The sequence below is a fragment of the Microcoleus sp. genome, assembly GCF_049646505.1.
GTDB lineage: Bacteria > Cyanobacteriota > Cyanobacteriia > Cyanobacteriales > Microcoleaceae > Microcoleus.
Map to the genome: position 1 here is coordinate 1 of NZ_JBARVX010000259.1, position 14,970 is coordinate 14,970.

The 14,970-nt window shown below is 46.2% G+C and carries 16 protein-coding genes; 2 read left to right on the forward strand and 14 right to left on the reverse strand.

Annotated features, from left to right (window positions below; translation table 11 throughout):
- From WBA89_RS14030 to WBA89_RS14040, 3 genes are all read right to left on the reverse strand, one after another.
- Positions 1 to 1,080 (reverse strand): FeoB small GTPase domain-containing protein (locus WBA89_RS14030; RefSeq protein WP_424407380.1); only part of this gene is annotated, 1,080 nt, incomplete at its 3' end.
- Positions 1,081 to 1,130: 50 nt separating this feature from the next.
- Positions 1,131 to 1,346 (reverse strand): FeoA family protein, encoded by a 216-nt coding sequence (locus WBA89_RS14035; protein ID WP_424407351.1) that lies wholly within the window; start codon positions 1,344 to 1,346, stop codon positions 1,131 to 1,133.
- Positions 1,347 to 1,529: 183 nt separating this feature from the next.
- A complete protein-coding gene (locus WBA89_RS14040; protein WP_424407353.1) occupies positions 1,530 to 1,889 on the reverse strand; it encodes a FeoA family protein in 360 nt (119 codons plus the stop codon).
- Positions 1,890 to 2,361: 472 nt separating this feature from the next.
- On the opposite strand from WBA89_RS14040, the gene WBA89_RS14045 reads away from it, so the two are divergent.
- Positions 2,362 to 3,258: an alpha/beta hydrolase gene (locus tag WBA89_RS14045; protein ID WP_424407355.1), complete on the forward strand. Its 897-nt coding sequence runs from the start codon at positions 2,362 to 2,364 to the stop codon at positions 3,256 to 3,258.
- Between the two features lie 57 nt (positions 3,259 to 3,315).
- Here the strand turns inward: WBA89_RS14045 and WBA89_RS14050 are convergent, their stop codons facing one another.
- The 5 genes from WBA89_RS14050 to WBA89_RS14070 all read right to left on the reverse strand — a co-directional run bounded on the left by WBA89_RS14050 (position 3,316) and on the right by WBA89_RS14070 (position 9,384).
- The gene (locus tag WBA89_RS14050; protein ID WP_424407357.1) at positions 3,316 to 3,759 is read right to left on the reverse strand and encodes a DUF4079 domain-containing protein; all 444 of its coding nucleotides are present in this window, start codon (positions 3,757 to 3,759) and stop codon (positions 3,316 to 3,318) included.
- A 192-nt stretch (positions 3,760 to 3,951) separates the two neighbouring features.
- A complete protein-coding gene (locus tag WBA89_RS14055) occupies positions 3,952 to 4,746 on the reverse strand; it encodes a WecB/TagA/CpsF family glycosyltransferase (protein ID WP_424407359.1) in 795 nt (264 codons plus the stop codon).
- 439 nt (positions 4,747 to 5,185) lie between these two features.
- Positions 5,186 to 6,556 carry an O-antigen ligase domain-containing protein gene (locus WBA89_RS14060; RefSeq protein ID WP_424407361.1) on the reverse strand — a complete coding sequence of 457 codons (1,371 nt, stop codon included), beginning with the start codon at positions 6,554 to 6,556 and terminating at the stop codon, positions 5,186 to 5,188.
- 120 nt (positions 6,557 to 6,676) lie between these two features.
- A complete protein-coding gene (locus tag WBA89_RS14065) occupies positions 6,677 to 7,768 on the reverse strand; it encodes a glycosyltransferase family 4 protein (protein ID WP_424407363.1) in 1,092 nt (363 codons plus the stop codon).
- A 449-nt stretch (positions 7,769 to 8,217) separates the two neighbouring features.
- The gene (locus tag WBA89_RS14070; RefSeq protein ID WP_424407365.1) at positions 8,218 to 9,384 is read right to left on the reverse strand and encodes a glycosyltransferase family 4 protein; all 1,167 of its coding nucleotides are present in this window, start codon (positions 9,382 to 9,384) and stop codon (positions 8,218 to 8,220) included.
- Between the two features lie 291 nt (positions 9,385 to 9,675).
- Here WBA89_RS14070 and WBA89_RS14075 point away from each other — a divergent pair, with 291 nt between their 5' ends.
- Entirely contained in the window at positions 9,676 to 9,969 is a 294-nt protein-coding gene (locus WBA89_RS14075; RefSeq protein ID WP_424407367.1) for a hypothetical protein, read from the forward strand.
- Between the two features lie 138 nt (positions 9,970 to 10,107).
- Here the strand turns inward: WBA89_RS14075 and WBA89_RS14080 are convergent, their stop codons facing one another.
- From WBA89_RS14080 to accD, 6 genes are all read right to left on the reverse strand, one after another.
- Positions 10,108 to 11,109, reverse strand: coding sequence for a CHAD domain-containing protein (locus WBA89_RS14080; RefSeq protein ID WP_424407369.1), 1,002 nt, complete (start codon positions 11,107 to 11,109; stop codon positions 10,108 to 10,110).
- A 374-nt stretch (positions 11,110 to 11,483) separates the two neighbouring features.
- Complete coding sequence (gene petJ, locus WBA89_RS14085) at positions 11,484 to 11,822, reverse strand: cytochrome c6 PetJ (RefSeq protein WP_424407371.1); 339 nt, start codon at positions 11,820 to 11,822, stop codon at positions 11,484 to 11,486.
- A 121-nt stretch (positions 11,823 to 11,943) separates the two neighbouring features.
- On the reverse strand, positions 11,944 to 12,444 hold the full coding sequence (gene psbV2 / locus WBA89_RS14090) for a photosystem II cytochrome PsbV2 (RefSeq protein WP_424407373.1): 501 nt from the start codon (positions 12,442 to 12,444) through the stop codon (positions 11,944 to 11,946).
- A 146-nt stretch (positions 12,445 to 12,590) separates the two neighbouring features.
- A complete protein-coding gene (gene psbV, locus WBA89_RS14095; protein WP_424407375.1) occupies positions 12,591 to 13,079 on the reverse strand; it encodes a photosystem II cytochrome c-550 in 489 nt (162 codons plus the stop codon).
- Positions 13,080 to 13,225: 146 nt separating this feature from the next.
- On the reverse strand, positions 13,226 to 13,417 hold the full coding sequence (locus tag WBA89_RS14100) for a translation initiation factor IF-2 (protein WP_194063062.1): 192 nt from the start codon (positions 13,415 to 13,417) through the stop codon (positions 13,226 to 13,228).
- 380 nt (positions 13,418 to 13,797) lie between these two features.
- Positions 13,798 to 14,751, reverse strand: a complete 954-nt coding sequence (gene accD, locus WBA89_RS14105) for an acetyl-CoA carboxylase, carboxyltransferase subunit beta (protein ID WP_424407378.1) — start codon at positions 14,749 to 14,751, stop codon at positions 13,798 to 13,800.
- Positions 14,752 to 14,970 lie beyond the last annotated feature (219 nt).

Below are 14,970 nucleotides of genomic sequence, written 5' to 3' on the forward strand. Positions count from 1 at the left end.
GAACATCATCCCAATTTGGGGAATAAAAGTAGATGTAGTTTGAATGCCGCCGCCCACACCTTTTGCCAGCAGTCCGATCGACCATCCAGGGGAATTGAGGCTTTCTAAAAGCTGAGCTAAACCATCTACAAAAATTGTCCCTAACAAGATATCAAAAAAGTCGATAAACACTGCGCCAACGTTAATCGAAATGGTTAACATTAAGTACATCACCATCAAGAATACGGGGATGCCGAACCAGCGGTTGAGCACAATTTGGTCGATTTTATCGGAAATGTTGGTTTTAATTTCCCTCGCAGATTCGACTATACCTTGGGTGAGGGTGCGGATGTAGGTGTAGCGGCTGTCGGCGATGATAATATCTAAGTCGTCATCGAGGGTTTCATGGACTCTGCGGCGGTGCGGGACGACTATTTGTTCTAATTCTGTATTTGCGAGTTCTGGGGCGACATCATCCTGATATTCTAATAGTTTCAGGGCTGTCCAGCGGGCATCTACTTTACGGTTTGGGCTGTGTTGTTCGATATGCGGGATGAGTTGGGCGATCGCATCTTCGATGACAGCAGGATAAGCGACACCGGCTGATGGTGCGATCGGCTTTTGTAGCGCTTTATTCACAGCATCCCGCAGCAGCGACACTCCATCATTAGACGAAGCACTGATCGGCAACACCATACAGCCCAATCGTTCTGCAAGTTTGTTAACATCAATTCGGATGTCCCGTTCTTTGGCAACATCCATCATATTTAGCGCTACAATCATCGGCACGCGCATCTCTAAGAGTTGGGTAGTGAGATACAAATTGCGTTCTAAATTGGAAGCGTCAATAATATTAACGATCGCATCTGCTTCGCCAGATAGCAAACAATCTCGCGCTACCAATTCATCAAGGCCCGTATCTCCATCTTCAGCATCGAGAGAATAAACTCCCGGCAAGTCAACAATCGTAATTGGTAAACCATCGCGAGTATATTTTCCCTCTTTGCGTTCGACGGTTACTCCCGGCCAGTTTCCCACTCGCTGGTTAGCACCTGTCAAAGCGTTAAATAAGGTAGTTTTTCCACAGTTGGGATTGCCCACCAATCCAATAATTTGCTTGGCGATTATTTCATCTCCTCTACAAATAGGGTTTAGGCTTCATCTTTCCGCAAACTGAGTTTGAAACCCCGCACTAGGATTTCTACGGGATATCCTAGAGGTGCGTGGCGAGTGACAGTAAATTCGGTTCCCAGTGTCAATCCCATTGCTAACAATTTGCCTTTGTAGCCGCAGGCTGTTTTTTTATAGCCAACCACTTTGCCTGTGCTACCAACAGCTAAATCTCGCAATTGTATTTTATCGTTCATTTGTTGTTTTGATTTCCTCTAAACTTGTACAAATTAAATCAACTTGTTGAATGTAGCAACCCCCTCAGCATTTTTGAACATCTCTCTTTTCTCTTCCTCTGCGCCCTCTGCGCCCTCTGCGGTTAATAAAAAAAATCTTCTTCACAAATGAAATAAGATTGCTGTAGATTTATGGCACTTGTCCTAATTCGTACACATAATTTTTTGTGCCATACCTGCGCCCAAACCGATGCGGTTTTCGCCAATTGCCACAATCACCGAACCGCCGGAGTTGCTGATAATTTGAAGTTCGGTACCGGAGACAAATCCCATGCCGATGAGGCGACGCACACAGCCTTCTGAACCCCTGAGTGTGACTATTCGCAGCTTTTCGCCGACGCTTGCCATTGCTAGGGGGAATGATTTACTCTTGGCTGAGTCTGGTTGAACTTCTGTGCTGCTGTTTTCGGTTTCCGAGGCTTCGGGTGTCTCGCAGTAAAAGCTAAAACCCTCGAAATATCGGGGGTTTGACTGTTGGTTGTGTTGGCTGTATTGTTGGTTCATCTGTTTTGGAAGTCATCGACTTTAGTAACTTCTTGCTTGGACTTGCTTGTCTAGCAAGTTGAGATTAATTATCAATACGATCGGCTCACAATCGCAGACAGGGCGAAATTCCCCGTTCTAGCGAACTATTTCCCGTTGAATATTTCGGAAGCTGCTATTCCCCAGAACCAAAAATTAGACTGATTTTTCGCGGGTTCCGAGTTTTATTTCTCTTGCATTAGATGCTAACGTATTTTTTGATTGGCAACAAACAAGACTTACTGCTTTCAAGCATACTAAACTAAAAAGCACTTATTTGCAAAAAATTTCTAATTATTTAGTATGTGTTTAACAAGCTCAGCTTTAGTCTGGGCTGAGAGAAACAGTTGAGGGCGATCGCCCCAACTCCTCAAGTTCGATCGAGCATATATACTTAAGTGTTAGGGCGATCGCGGGAACACCGCCGCTAGGAATTAACAATTTATCAAGAATTATGCCAGCAAGTTTTCTGCCAAAGTCGATCGCGCAACTCACAGAATCTACCTCAATCGCCTTAGCCCAAAGCATTCAACAGTCAGCAATTACAACCCCCCTGAGCCCGCAGCCAATTGCCACAACCTACGTGCGCCAAGGCAGCGGCAACACGCCGATTTTGCTAATTCACGGCTTCGACAGTTCCGTATTTGAATTTCGCCGCCTGCTGCCGCTGCTTGCCGAAAAAAATGAAACTTGGGCTGTTGATTTATTGGGTTTTGGCTTTACAGAAAGAGCAGCAGGTTTAGCATTCAGCGCGATCGCAATTGGCAGTCACCTTTACTCTTTCTGGAAAACCCTAATTTCGCAGCCTGTAATATTAGTTGGCGCTTCAATGGGAGGTGCCGCAGCAATTGATTTCACCCTCGCCCATCCCGAAGCTGTCAAAAAATTAGTGCTGATCGACAGTGCAGGTTTTCCCGTCACTTCTAATAAAGGAAAATTTCTGATTCCTCCTTTAGGATATCTGGCAACTTCATTTTTGCGGAACCCTAAAATCCGCCAAAAAATTAGCGTCAATGCTTATTTCGATCGAACTTTTGCTACGGTGGATGCTCAAACTTGCGCTGCTTTGCACTTAGAAACGCCCAACTGGAATCAAGCTTTAATTGCTTTTACCAAAAGCGGCGGTTACGGAGGTTTTGGGGGGAAACTCTCGCAAATTCAGCAGCAAACGCTGATTTTGTGGGGAAAACAAGACCGAATTTTGGGGACGGCGGATGCGGAAAAGTTTGAAAGTGCGATCGCCAATTCTCAACTAATTTGGATACCGGATTGCGGACACGTTCCTCACCTAGAAAAACCGCAAATTACCGCTCAACATATCTTAGATTTCACAGCTAAAGCAGCAAGTTAGTAGCGAGGAGTTCAGTCCGCATCTGCGATCGGAGGACTGAACTCCTGACTGCAAACATTAAACTTTTGGTAAATACTTTTGTACGATCGTCCATCCCGTGAGCAACACAGTCACAAATCCAGCACCTAAAAATATATTAGTGCCAATGTGGATGGGGCGCGCCCAAGGATGTTTGGGGCCAATTTGCAAACCGCTCCCGACAGAAACCAACACCAAAGCAACCACGGCTAACCCGGCCGGTAAATGAGCTGAGTGACCCAAATTTCCGTAGTATCCCAGCGTACCGACTACGCCAATTCCCAGCAGTAAAATTACCAAAGTCGCCATTCCCGTACCAGTGGCCAGATGAAAGGGACGCAGCCATTTTGGTCGGGGCTGTTTCGTACTGCGGGCGGCAAACATCCAGGTGCCAGTAACGGCCAGCAGCAGGTAAGCTAACAGAGAAACACCCATTGACCAAGCCGCTATTTTCCACAACCACAAGAAAGAAGGCAGATTCATCCGTTGTATCCCTAATTAGGGATTTTCCAAAAAGCTTTCATTCCGATTTTACCCGGAATTGAAAGCAAAAATGAATATTTTTGCCAGAAAGGGCGATCGGGCTACGCACAGCTTGGACGTGTATTACCCTCAAATCAAACGCCAGAACTCATACTCAGCCTTATTGACGTTATAGATTTGTCGCTCCCGTTTTCAGGAACCGCCTTCCCATTCTAGCTTCGTGTTTTTGCTGTCCATGAAAGGCATTTTATAAAACCCAAATTTTTGTTCTACTATTAATCGGAAAAAAGGCAGACCGTCTATCAGATATCTTTTCCACAACCTTCTCGGTTCGCTTAACAGTCGGTACGCCCATTCGATGCCAACTTCGCTCATCCATTTGGGGGATCTTGCTTTGCAACCAGCCTCAAAATCAATGGTTGCACCTACGGCCAAGAAAATTTTGATATGTGTCAATTTGCTGTGGTATTTAATCAGCCACTTCTCTTGCTTCGGCGCTCCCACTCCTATGGCCAGAACTGTAGCTCCTGATTTATTGATCGCGTCAATTATTTTTTCGCACTCTTCCTCATTTTTTTCAAAGCCAAAAGAAGGAGAAAGTGCTTCAACCACGATTTCTCTACCAATTTTTTGATTAATTTTTTCCTGGGCTTTCTTCGCAATACCGACCGCCGCTCCGAGCAAAAATATTTTTATGTTCTCGCTATCCTTGTGATACATATAAAATGCAGGAAACAAGTCAGAACCTGAAATTTTTTCTTTGATTGGAGTACCTAAGAATTTTGAGGCATACATCAATATTTGACTGTCGCAGACTCGATAACTAGATTGATTGTAAGCTTCATAGAAATCGCGGTCGTACTGCAACTTAATCAAGTGGTCTACGTTGGGCGTAAATACGACACCGCCTTCGCTGTCGAGTTTTTCAAACAATTCTGTTATTGACAGGTTATCTATGGAGACATTCAATAAATTAACGGTTTTCATTTGTTATTCCCTTCCACCCTTTATATTAAATTACAACTCAAACTATAACCCACACTGCCACCTCGTATTTTCACTACTTTGGCGCGAGGGGGTGAATATACTTTATTAAGTATATGCGCGTATACCCTAGCTGTCTAGTAATAAATTTTAAAGATTTTGTAAAGAAGCGGCTGCTTTGAGCAAAAAGTCGATCGAGCCAATTTTTATTTACACTTTGCAACACATTTCAACGAGCAAGGCTATCTCGCGTTCATACTTAAAGTAATGTAAACTAATCTAATAAATCTTTTTTCATACAAATGTTGAGCAACTGCGAAACAGAGTGCAACTCCCGAACTTGGTTTGAGGCAAAGGTGGTAGATTTTTTGGTTTTTTTGTGCGGCGAATGCAAGATATAAATTTAAGCTGTGAGTGCGATACTTCGCCTCCGCCGCGAAAATCATCCTGATTTTTGGTGAACCAGCGACTTTCTTCTTGGTGGCGAACTGGCTTTTTTAGTCTTAAGACTTTCTGGATCTTTTAAAACCAGACCCGATATTCCTCCAGCAATCACCGCAAAAATCGGGTTGGTCATAGCGTTCAAAACACAGTCAAACACGTACATAGTTAAGGCTACTGCCAAGACAGCAGCCGGCGCTACTTTGGGATGAGACCAGGTTCTGGCGGGATACTTGAACAGGCAAAAGACGACAACAGGAAGTAACAAAGCAGAAAATAAACTCACTAAACCCACTGCACCATGAACGCCAAATGCAATAATCCACAAGCTATCTGTGACCGAAATATCTTTACCGTACTCGTTGTACACGCGGTTTCCCCCCGAATCTCCCCAGCCAAAAAGAAATACTTGCCGCGCTTTTTCCCCCAATATCTCTTCCATGTCAAATCTAAACTTCAGAGAGGAGGCTCGTTCTTCACCAAATACTTGAGTGATAAAGCCAATCACATCTTCGCTCGAAAATTGACCCGATGCAGCTAAGTACAGATAAAATACTATATATCCAATTATGAATAACAGGGGCAAAGAAGTGTGAAACTGCTTCGCCGAAAATAATACGATCAATCCAAATACAAATAAACTGTAGGCGCCAGTAGAACGGCACAGGAAAAAAGCAATAGTTAATATAATTACTAGAGTCTTGATGTTGCGGCCTTGAAACTTTTTGAGCGTCCCAGTTTGCCAAAGCCAAACTCCGATCAAGGCGGCTGTCATCATCCACACGCCCACCATCAAACCGTGCTGCATAAAGACTACCGGTCTCCACCCCCCCATCCGCCTTGCTTGACCCCAGTCATCAAAGGCATTGACGCCGTAAACCATTTGGTGCAGAAGGGGGCCCTTAACTCCTTCAACTAAAGTAAAGGGAATGTAGGCCAACCCACCTGCAAAAATGCCGATCGCCAATTGTCGCAGCCCGTCTAAACTACCCAGATACAAGCGTCCTACGAAATAAGGCAGACCCCAAGTAATGATTTGGCTGAAAGTCGGAGAAATCGGGCTGCCGCCATTAGTAACTTGTGAAACAATTGGACACAAACACCAAATTACCATTGGCACGTCCAGCCAACCGGGTTTAAAAGTGGTGAGGCGCGAAGTATCGAAGACAATAGTGGCCAGCAAAATCGCGTAGCAAGCTCCCGAAATTTTGTCATAGGGCGGCAATAGGGGGATGGGATAAGAAGCTTGCGGCAAAAACAGCCACGCTACCACAAAACTGATAATTACCGCCCGCTGAGTCGGAAACCTCAAAAACAGGTAAAAAACGATCGGCATCCAGCCGAACAGAACAATTGGGATTAATGCAACCATAGGTTTTTTTTGGCAGTAAAATTGTACAAAGACAGCTCGAGAAGCCCGATCGAAATTCTCGCTTAAACCATCGCCCCACCCCGACCTTTTAAATCCACCTCAATTTTACGCATTGTTCCTCTATTGTGACTGACGTTCCACAGCAGTGTACAGTGCAGCCTCGAACAGATCCGTTGCATCCTCCCAGGTATAATCGATCACCGTCTTTAAAGCAGTCTCGGACATCGCCCGCCATTCGGCATCAGACAAATCACATATTTGCTCGATCGCCCTTGCCATATCCTCTGGATCTTCTGGCTTCACCAGAATGCCACCCCCCCCAGCCAGTAGTTCCGGTGCCGCACCAGCAGGAGTGCCGATGACTGGAGTGCCGCAAGCCATTGCTTCTAAAATTGGCAAGCCGAAGCCTTCGGAGCTGCTCGAAAACAGCCAAGCATCGCATTTGCTGTAATAATCTTTGAGTTGGTCTTGAGTGGGTGCTTTATTATACTCAGTACCGGGCGGGAAATCGGAAGGAGGAGTCTCGCCCGAACCAAAGGCAACTAAACGCAGGTTGGGAATTTTTTTGGCAGCTATAGAGAAAGCTTTCAGGGCAAGAGCGCAGCCTTTCCAAGGAGTTGTAGAATAGTACAGCCCGACGGTGGGAACTGACTGCTTTTTGTCTCGCGGCGCGGGGCTGTAAAACTGTTTGGTGTCCACAGTGGGAGGGACAAGAGAGACAGACAAATCCTCGTATTCATTCCGAGCTTTGTCGGCCAGCCACTGGGCCACAGCGATTTTGTGCATCGGCAGCCGCCAAGTTTTTTCTACTCGACCTTTTGGTACGTAGTCAAAAGCCTCGTAGTGCTGGAGAAAATATACTTTCGCTCCTTTTCTCGGAGATAGTTTTTCCACCCACTCGGCAGTTTCCCACCAAGTAGCCATAATCACATCGGCATCAGGTACATCAAGGTCAGTAACTGGACGATCGGTGTCGAGAACTCGGCTTTCTACATCCACCTTGTCAAAGTGAGACTGTTCTTTCTTAGGGGCGGACTCCCAACCCCTACCCCTCAACAACGATCGCACTTTTTCGTTCAAAGTCCTTTTTTGCGGGGGTGTAGAGATGATAAATATTTTGTGTCCTCGCTTTTGGAGATGTTCTGTGTAGATAGATAGCACCCTCATGCCACCCGTAAGACTAAGGGTAGGAAGGACAAAAGTAATTTTCATAAATATATTTGGAAGATCCACGCTGGTCCTTCAAACTTCTCCATTACAGGAAGTTGGCACTTGCGAGCCACTTTTTGACCTCGGTCTAGAATGCCGGCTTCTGCTGTTGGGGCGATCGTAAATTGACAGTCGAACGACCTTAGTTTGTCGTCCGGGACTTTTCCCACTTACAAATCGGGAGATGTTTGAGGATTAGATCAAGTCTAACCCGATAAAGACACGATCCTTAAAACCTCAGTCCCACTCGGGTTAAGATTTTTGCCGGCGGTAACTTTGAACAGCTATTCTTTGGATGCGGTCACAATTTGCGTCGAGACTGCTGGGTAGAAAACAGGAAAAACAGGACGCGGGCGATTTAAGTTTTAGCAGAAGCACCCCACCAAAAAATCTGGAATTCCTGCTGAGAATCGCGCCTCAACAATGCGCGCCGCGATTTGAGATTGCAGCAGTTAGCATTTAACCGGAACTGGTTGTGGGTTGCTTGGTTCCGGCACGTAGTAGGGAGAACAGGAAACTATCTTAACGTCCCGCTGTTTAGATTTGTCTACAGCAACTTTCAATCCCGCTTCAAAATGAGTCGTGGCATCTTCCCAAGTATAATTGACTACCTTGGCGTAAGCTACTTCGGACATGGCTCGCCACTGGGCATTGGGCAACTGACAGATACGCTCTATTGCTTGTGCCATTTCTTCGGGATCTTCGGGTTTGACAAGTATGCCGCTACGGCCGCTCAAAATTTCTGGAGCAGCGCCTGCGGGGGTACTGATGACGGGAGTGCGGCACGCCATCGCTTCGATAATTGGCAAGCCGAAGCCTTCTGAACGGCTCGCCAGCAGCCACGCATCGCATTTGCTGTAATAGTCTTTGATTTTGTCTTGGTCGGGTTGAATTACATACTCGGCATTGGTGGGTAGGGGCAAATCCGAGGATGGGGCATCTGTACCGAAGGCAACCAGACGCAGGTTGGGAATTTTTTCGGCAGCTAGGGAAAAAGCTTTGAGGGCGATGTCGGTTCCTTTCCAGTAAATTGTAGAGTACATCGTGCCAATGGTCGGAACCGATTGTTTGTGGCGGGGACAGGCGTAAAATTGCTTGGTGTCAACGGTTGGAGGAGCTAAGGAAACTTGGCGGTCGCCGTATTTAGTCCGAGCTAGGTCAACTAACCATTGAGAAATCGTAATTTTGTGCATGGGCAGCATCCAGGTTTTTTCGACTCTACCTTCGGGTATATAGTCAAAAACTTCGTGGTGCTGGATAAAATAAGCTTTTGCTCCTTTACTGGGAGAGAGTTTTGCTACCCACTCGGCGGTTTCCCACCAGGTGGCAACTACTACGTCAGCGTCAGGTACATCTTTGTCCTCTACCGGGCGGTAGCGATCGGTAATTTTCTGTTTTACACCTAAGTTATCGAAAAATGAGGGTTCGTTTTCTGGTGTGGAAATCCAACCCCGTCCCCGCAGCAGCGACTTGACTTGCTGGCGCAGACTCGCTTGGGCGTGGGGTACGGAGATGACGAACACTTCGTGCCCTCGCTTTCTCAAAAGTTCTGCGAAAATAGATATTACTCGTATTCCACCAGTCAGAGACAGAGTAGGAAGAACAAACGTGATTTTCATTTTTAAGTCCCGCTGAAGACTCCGACTCAATGCAGGCGCTGCTACCAGCGCTGGTTTTAGAGTCCGTCAGGAAAGAGGGGCGGGTGAATATTAATTACCGCTTTCCTAGTGTGTACATAGCATCAAACCTAGCGACTGTTCGCAACACCCCACTATTTATCTGCCACAACTTCGCTGTGAATGAACTGATAATAACGATTGATGCGATCGCCAAACAGTTCCTATAGGGATAATTTTCAGGCGATCGAATGTTCCTCCTGAAGACAGATACTTCATCAAACAGCAGCTTTTTTGGTAGCAAATACGCCAGCCAGACAACTCTTCCTGTCTAAGATAACAGAACTTGCTGAAGCTGCTGACAGAAATGTACGGGAAACCGAAAAGCACCAAACTTTTACTGTCGGTGCTAACGGTAACATTTGTAACAATATTCAGCAGGTGGACGATCGCCCCGGGCAAAATTTTATACTGCAACACATCAAAGAGGGACTTTTTTATTTTTATAAAATTAATTTACAGATTCTTTTAGTCGCGCAAAGTGCTGTATATTTACTTCCGATCTGTTATACCAAATTTATAAAATAGCGCTACATATCTACCCCCCCAACCCCCCCTTATAAAGGGGGGGAGTCAAACTTTTGGTAGTAGCATAACTTTATGAAATTGGTATTACTTGCAGTTGCGCCCAAAGCTTACCCAAGCACAACTACAAAACCATTAAAATTACTGCGGCGCTTCCACATTAGCAGCATCTTCAACCGCAGGATGAATTAAAGCCAATCGCCAACCTTGACGATTTTCCGAAATCAAATACTTAGTCTGCAAAACCTGCCATTTCCCCCAAGCTGCACAGCGATTTTCTGCTAAAATATCAGCCAATTTCGGCAAATCTTTTTTCAAGTCACTATCCACAAAATCTGTCAGAAAGTCGCCTAAAACTTCACAGTCTTGAATGTCGCCCAAACATTCCTGAACAGCTTTGACATCTTCTACATAACCTTCATAACTCGGGCCGTAAAAATCGCCAAACAGATTCATCAAATAGCGAACCCGCTTCGCTTGCTTCCGCAATTCGTGCAGAATTTTTCCCTCCGCTGCTAACTTCTCTTCCACAGCCGACTCATTCAAATCATCGCAAACTTTAACTTTGCCATCCTCATATTTTGTGCCCAGCAGCCAAGCCGGATGCAGGAAAAACTCGCTGACTTGAGGTAACAGTAAATCGGGCAAAACTTCAGCGATTGGCAAAAGTTCGATCGCCCGAAACTGCGGTTTTGATAGCCAATTCTCGATCGACTTTTTCAGCGATCGGTAATTTTTTTGTTCCAAAACAGCCCTCACCTTTTTCAAAGCCCGGCGCCGCTGTTTCAGCAAATTCGACAAAGCCTTATCCAAAACTTCCTGTTCGTCGATCGGCAAATTCGGGTAATAGCGTTTTTGGAGACTTTCTAGCATCACGTCCAAATCCCTGAGCGTTCCCAGAATCCGCCCCACTTTACCAATTTTGCGTTCAGAAGCTTCTTTTGGCCAATCTAAAACTGGAGCAAAACCCGTTACGGCCGATCGCAAACGCCGCAATCCTACCCGCATTTGGTGAAGTTCTTCTGCATCTTTGTCATTGATAACTTCAGCCTCGTGCGCTATTGTGTTGCGAAAATATTTCTCGATCTCACCAGAGGCTGCGTCTCCGAGAGTTGTAACTTTTGCTGATGTTTTTAAGTTCATGACAAGTGTAAAGTCCACATCCCCGATCGATGATAATTTGGATTTAAATGCTTTGGTAGTAAAGGCTTTATATCCTAGCACACAACCCCAATTTACGACCGGCTTACCTAGATAAATCTTAATGTAAAGTGCTTGACAATTTATACAAAGTCAGCTACCAATCTAACATCTCAAATGTAACATCTCAAATCTAAAATAAAGTTACCCTCCCTCGCTCTCGAGCAAATAAATATCCGATTTCTGGCGCGCTTTCCCAAACAAGTTAACAGCGCTGCCAACCAACATTTATTCGGCCAAAAGTGAGAGAGGGTGCGATCGGGAGGACAAGTTTTAAATTAAATCAAGTCCAGCTTGTCCGATTTCAAAGAGGCAGTTTAGCCTTTCCAGTCTTTCTCAGATTGTTCGAGCACGTAGGCAGCGATATCATCGATTTGTTCGGGCTTCAAACGACCGAGAAAAGCAGGCATAGCATTTTTGCCCTTAATTATCTGAGCGGTAACAGCTTCGAGAGAATTCATACCGTACTTCTCAAGAGCATCCTTTTTCAAGGTTTTCATTCCCATAACGACGTTGCCGCCACCGATGTGACAAGCAGCACAGTTGGCGCTAAAGAGTTTAGCTCCGTTAGCAGCATCGCCTGCCAAAGCAGGGCGGCCGAAGCCTACGGTAAAAATTGCGATCGCTAACAGGGCGATGGATAAGAGTCTTTTCAACACAGTTCTCCTCTAATGGACACCTTTGAAGGTGGTTCTTTAATTATTTTACCTGTTTATTCAGGCACAAACACGCAGTGGCGATTCTCCGATTAATCTACCACTTTTTGGCAGAGGCCGTTCAACTCTCAAAATTCTCCACGCCCCAGCCCGGAGCCTTCTGAGCAGCTCGGAGCACAAAAGCAGCCAAATTTTCAATCTCATCCTGCTGCATCCAGCTTTCCGGTACTTGGCGGCACCAAAAAGTTTCCTCACTACCGTCATAAGTCATGGGTTCTCTCAGATACGCCACCAGACTATTGATGTTGTTGCGCGGAGGCGTTGCCCCCTCCAGAGCAGTCAAAGACAAAGATACAGTCGGATCGGGCAAAGTTGTTCCCCCGACGTGACAGTTGAGGCAGCTTTGCTCGAACAACCGCTTGCCGGAGGACAAATCCTCAGCCGAAAACAACCGAGTGTTTGCCTGTGCGTCCAATTCCAACGGCACAGGTTCGGTGACTTTCAAATAGCGAGTCACATAAGCATCACCAGCAGCCAAGGCAGGTTGAGGTGCCAGAAGCACCAGGGGCAAAATAATTAAACATCCCAACAGAAAGCAGATAAAAACACCAGGACGCTGCATGACGCACTACAACCTTTTGCGATATGGATGAGTAACAAGTAAATTTTAGATTTCAGATTTTAGAGCGAAAAACGACCTGCCAGCAATGCTTGCCAAAGCCCAGCCCTCTCCCAATCCAAAATCCAAAATCTAAAATTTAACATCAATTAACGAGCGCCTTTACCGCCAGCCCACTGATCGCCAATTATTTTGGGCTGCAACAGAATGTGACCGGCAATCGCGTACAAATCCTCTTCTGAGAGATTTCTCATCTCAGCAAAAATATCCGCACTCTTCATGCTCGGATGCAGCTCGGAAATTTCCTCAAAGCCGTCATAAGTGGTGGGATTTTTCATAAAGTCCACCAGCGACTCAATATTGTTGCGGGGTGGGTTGGCCAAAGCCAGAGTTTTGGGACTCAAATTTATGTTCTGGTCAGTTTTTGTCTGTCCCCCAGCGTGACATTGAGCGCAGGCTGAGTTAAACAGGCGTTTGCCTTGCTGAACTTGTTTGAGGCTCAGCACCGCCGGAGCGCCTTTGTCATCTAAAGTCACTGTGCGAAGTTCAGGACTCAGTTCGACAGCCATCGCGCTGCTGACAAATAACTGAAATGTCAAAAATACAGCGGTCAGAGCAATGAAATATCTTTTAAGCATGGTTCTCCTTAAAAAAATCCGACAAATTATTGAACGCTAAGAAAGCGTAGCTGGCAAACAGATTTCTGTTCAAAATTCCTTCGGGCTGCGACAATTGGCAAAAGTTTGTGCAGCGATACCCGATCGAGGTAAAGGAATTTTGCGATCTAATCTGCAACCCGTTTTGAATCGCGCCTTTTTTCGAGAGCGGACATAATTGCCTTAACATCTTCCAAAGCCAAACGGGTTTGAGGATGCTTGTAGGCAATTTCCAACTCGTCGCACAAGCGGAGCACGTCTTCAACAGGGACATCGAAGTCCTCTGCTATTTCTGCGATGGATAGGTCTGCAAAACCCATAATTTTTAGGTCGCTGACTGGTCAAAATTGAGTTGACGGCTATTGACTGAAAGCTGGACAATTTAACAAAGCGCTGTTAGCTCCCATCTGTTAGTTTGTTCTGAGATTTTGTTCGATCGCCAGCTAACTAACCACTAACTGCCACTAAGCATTTTTGCTCACCCAAAATTCCTAGCCCGTCAACTTCCAACTAATATCATCCCATTGCGGGGTGTTTATTATCAATAGGACTTGAGAGCGCGGGGCTAAAAACCCGGTATTTGGCTGCATTTCTCGCTACCAAACTTTATGTTTTGCCAAGTAACCAGGTTTTTTGGCAATTCCTCTGAGCTTTTCGTCTCTGGCGGACTCACCCACAGACAATCATCCGGCGCTGCTGCTCAGGGAGAAAGCTTGAAAGCGTGAGTCGGCGCGGGCACCGCGTGGTGGCTCTCGCCGGCATCGAGGGCGGGAAATTCCGACTTTACCAAGAACGGCTGGGGCTGGTGGAGGCGGATCAGTTGAGCGAGAGTTTTCTTTAATTGAGTCCGGGGTACGATCGAGTCTACAAAACCGTGGGCGAAGGAGTATTCGGAAGTTTGATAATTTTCCGGCAGCTTTTCCCGCAGAGTTTGCTCGATTACCCGACCGCCCGTAAAGGCTACAGTAGCTTTTGGCTCTGCAATTATAATGTCTCCCAACATGGCAAAACTGGCTGTGACACCGCCTGTGGTCGGGTGGGTCAAAATTGGGATGTAAAGCAGTCTCGCTTCCCGGTGGCGCTCCAGAGCCCCGGAAATCTTGGCCATTTGCATCAGGCTGAGCATTCCTTCCTGCATTCTCGCGCCGCCCGAAGCGCAGACAACGATCGCGGGTAAACGTTCCCGCGTGGCGTGTTCGATCAGGCGGGTCAGTTTTTCTCCGACAACCGATCCCATGCTGCCGCCGATGAACTGAAATTCCATGACTCCGAGGGCGACGGGCAAATTTTCGAGTTTGCCGGTGCCTGTTTCTACGGCGTCTAGGTGGCCTGTTTTTTCTTGAAATTCTCGCAGCCGATCGCTATATTTTTTGCGATCGCGAAATTTCAGGGGATCGGTGGCGTGGAGACCCTCATTAATCGGCATCCAGGTATTGGGGTCGATCAACTGTTCTATGCGTTGGTCGCTGTAAACTCTGATATGATGCCCGCATTCCAAGCAAACCATTTGATTTGCCCGCAGGTCTTTGGTATAACTGAGCGCGTCGCAAGCCTCGCATTTATTCCAAAGCCCGTCGGCTATTTCTCGTTCGGGCCGTTCTTGAGAGTTCGGTACTGATTTTCTTCGATTTGCAAACCAATCAAATAGAGACATTAAAACTTAGTAATTGGTAATTGGGAATTGGTAATTGGGAATTGGGAATTGGTAATTGGGAATTGGTAATTAGTTGTCAGTTGCTAGTTGTCAATTGCTAGTTGTTTAGTGACTAATGACTAATCACCTGATTCTGGTTCCTCTTCAACGGGACTGATGAGGAGCGATGCTGTTCGCTGGTGTTCTGGAAGAACTTGCAGGGCTGTAGCACTTCCAGCC

Excerpts from the sequence above, each read along its gene's own strand:
- WBA89_RS14035 (WP_424407351.1), bottom strand. The coding sequence starts at position 1,346 with ATGAACGATAAAATACAATTGCGAGATTTAGCTGTTGGTAGCACAGGC.
- WBA89_RS14040 (WP_424407353.1), bottom strand. The coding sequence starts at position 1,889 with ATGAACCAACAATACAGCCAACACAACCAACAGTCAAACCCCCGATAT.
- WBA89_RS14045 (WP_424407355.1), top strand. The coding sequence starts at position 2,362 with ATGCCAGCAAGTTTTCTGCCAAAGTCGATCGCGCAACTCACAGAATCT.
- WBA89_RS14050 (WP_424407357.1), bottom strand. The coding sequence starts at position 3,759 with ATGAATCTGCCTTCTTTCTTGTGGTTGTGGAAAATAGCGGCTTGGTCA.
- WBA89_RS14055 (WP_424407359.1), bottom strand. The coding sequence starts at position 4,746 with ATGAAAACCGTTAATTTATTGAATGTCTCCATAGATAACCTGTCAATA.
- WBA89_RS14060 (WP_424407361.1), bottom strand. The coding sequence starts at position 6,556 with ATGGTTGCATTAATCCCAATTGTTCTGTTCGGCTGGATGCCGATCGTT.
- WBA89_RS14065 (WP_424407363.1), bottom strand. The coding sequence starts at position 7,768 with ATGAAAATTACTTTTGTCCTTCCTACCCTTAGTCTTACGGGTGGCATG.
- WBA89_RS14070 (WP_424407365.1), bottom strand. The coding sequence starts at position 9,384 with ATGAAAATCACGTTTGTTCTTCCTACTCTGTCTCTGACTGGTGGAATA.
- WBA89_RS14080 (WP_424407369.1), bottom strand. The coding sequence starts at position 11,109 with ATGAACTTAAAAACATCAGCAAAAGTTACAACTCTCGGAGACGCAGCC.
- psbV2 (WP_424407373.1), bottom strand. The coding sequence starts at position 12,444 with ATGCAGCGTCCTGGTGTTTTTATCTGCTTTCTGTTGGGATGTTTAATT.
- psbV (WP_424407375.1), bottom strand. The coding sequence starts at position 13,079 with ATGCTTAAAAGATATTTCATTGCTCTGACCGCTGTATTTTTGACATTT.
- WBA89_RS14100 (WP_194063062.1), bottom strand. The coding sequence starts at position 13,417 with ATGGGTTTTGCAGACCTATCCATCGCAGAAATAGCAGAGGACTTCGAT.
- accD (WP_424407378.1), bottom strand. The coding sequence starts at position 14,751 with ATGTCTCTATTTGATTGGTTTGCAAATCGAAGAAAATCAGTACCGAAC.